Origin of the sequence: Pseudorhodoplanes sp. (assembly GCF_035565855.1) — a bacterium.
Classification (GTDB): domain Bacteria; phylum Pseudomonadota; class Alphaproteobacteria; order Rhizobiales; family Xanthobacteraceae; genus Pseudorhodoplanes.
This window is the reverse complement of the sequence record NZ_DATMRX010000154.1, coordinates 1-2,158: the sequence shown is the minus strand read 5'-3', so window position 1 is coordinate 2,158 and position 2,158 is coordinate 1. Positions and strand designations below refer to the sequence as shown.

Sequence of the window (2,158 nt, the reverse complement as noted above, 5' to 3'; positions counted from 1 at the left end):
CCGCTTCATAAAACTCCAGCTTTCCGGTCTGCGGATAGATCGTGCCGTTCTCGAGCTTCAGCCGGACGCTGACATTCTCGCCGGAAATCTTGATGCGGCCGTCCTTGATCGCCTCGCGCAGGTTGAGCAGGTTGGTGCTCGATTGCGTCACGTCGACATTGATCGGATCGAGCGTACGGATCGTGGTCAAGGGCGTGGTCTGGCTCGCCGTGACCAGCGCGCCTTGCGTGAGCACCGACTTTTCGATCCGGCCGGAGATCGGCGCGGTGATGGTGGTAAAGTTGAGATTGATCCGCGAGGTCTCGACCGCCGCCTTGGCGGACGCGACATCCGCTTTCGCCTGGGCGAGCGACGCGCGCGCATCGTCGAGCTCTTGCTGGCTGATCGCTTTCTGCGCGATCAGGCTTTGATAGCGTTCGGCCTTGGCCTGCGCGCTCGGCACCGCCGCTTCCGCGCGCTGCAGCGCCGCGAGCGCGCTGTCGTAAGCCGCCTGATAGCTTGCCGGATCGATCTGATAGAGCGCGGCGCCTTCCTTGACCTCACTGCCCTCCTGAAAAAACCGCTTCTGAATGATGCCGCTCACCTGCGGCCGGACCTCCGCGACGAGCGAGGCGGCCGTGCGGCCCGGCAGCTCCGCGGTGATTGCCACGGACTGCGGATGAAGCGTGACAACGCCGACCTGCGGCTTTGCCGTTCCGGGAGGAGCGCCGGCGTTCTCGCCGGTGCGATTGTCGCAGCCCGACAGCACGCTTGCGACGGCAAGACCCGCCATGAGCGCGACAACCGCAGCGATGCACCTCGATGATTCCTGAGAGCGCGATGACGAGCGCGGCCCGCGGGCGTCCGGACTCACGGCGAAACTCCGGTTTCATATTTACAGAACGGTATCGTATCTATATTCGGGAAGACCATGCCGATGTCAACCGCGAAGCCTCGCCGCAAAATTGCCGCGAAAAAACCCAAGGTCCCGGCCGACGCGACGCGGCGGCACCGCGGCCGCCCGAAGCTGATGTCCGACGCCGAGCAGGCCCGGCAGATCGCGCGGCAGGCCCGCGACCTGTTCTTCGAAAAAGGCTACGCCCGCACGACGATGGACGACATCGTGACGCGATGCCGGATTTCCAAGGGCACGCTTTACCGACTTTTTTCCAATAAAGCCGAGATATTCGGCGCGATCATCGACGATCACCGGCAGACCATGCTGGCGCTCCCCGGCGACTACGACGCATTGCCTATCGATGAAGCGCTCGCACGCATCTTCCTCATCGAGATCGACGACGAGGCCAATGACGCACGAATGGCCTTGATCCGGTTCGTGCTGGTGGAAGTCCGGCAGTTCCCCGAACTGCGCGCCTTGTTGCACACGCGTGGCGGCGATCCGTCCCGGCAGGCCCTCGCCCGATGGCTCCGGCGGCAGCAGGCGAAAGGCCGCATTGTATGCCCGAATGCCGATGACGCCGCCAAGGCTCTGATGGACCTGATCTTCGGCGCAGTCGCCGTCAAATCCGAAACGGTGCAGCAGTGGCCCGCGCGGAAGGAAAGAATCCGCTATCTGCGGAACTGCATCCGGATGTTTACGCAGGGCATCCTGCCGCGTTGAGCTGCGCGCAGCCAACGGCAGCCGGCGTCCGTTTCAGCACAGGCAGGCCTATAACATGGCCGGCCAATATAAAACGCCGGCCGGACCTGCGTCCGACCGGCGCCCCTTTTCATCCGCCGCGCGGTTCAGCGCCCGGGCATTTTTATTCGCGCGCCATCGGCGCGACGACCTCCTCGTAGCCGTAAGACTTCGGCATGATGCCGAGATCGATCGAAATATCCTCGGTCTTCTTGATATTCGCCTTGGTGAATTTTCCGTCCGGCGAGAACACCTTGTACATATGGTCGAGCGCAGCCTTCAGGATCTCGGGATCGGCCTTGGCAAAGTGCTTCTTGGCGATCTCGTAGACCTCGTCGTGATGGCCCTTGATGTATTGCTGCGCTTCCACCAGCGCGGCAAACAGCGCGTTGGCGTCCTTCGCATTCTTGTCCAGAAACGCCTTGCTGGTCGACAGCGGCGCCGAGGAGAAGGCGTCGAGTTCGCTCGCCACATCGACCACCGTGTTGGCGAGACCCTGCTTGACGGCGATCGACACAAACGGCTCGAACAGCATGGCGG

Annotated in this window: 3 protein-coding genes; 1 reads left to right on the top strand and 2 read right to left on the bottom strand. The window is 63.0% G+C overall.

All coding sequences use genetic code 11. The annotated features are described in order from the left end of the window. A partial coding sequence (locus VN004_RS08460; protein ID WP_325608908.1) for an efflux RND transporter periplasmic adaptor subunit occupies nucleotides 1–772 on the bottom strand: 772 nt, incomplete at its 3' end. 138 nt (nucleotides 773–910) lie between these two features. Between VN004_RS08460 and VN004_RS08455 the strand changes: the two genes are divergently transcribed. Continuing rightward, nucleotides 911–1,600: a TetR/AcrR family transcriptional regulator gene (locus VN004_RS08455; protein WP_325608907.1), complete on the top strand. Its 690-nt coding sequence runs from the start codon at nucleotides 911–913 to the stop codon at nucleotides 1,598–1,600. Between the two features lie 142 nt (nucleotides 1,601–1,742). Here the strand turns inward: VN004_RS08455 and VN004_RS08450 are convergent. Next, on the bottom strand, nucleotides 1,743–2,158 hold a 416-nt coding region (locus VN004_RS08450; RefSeq protein ID WP_325608905.1), incomplete at its 5' end, for a hypothetical protein.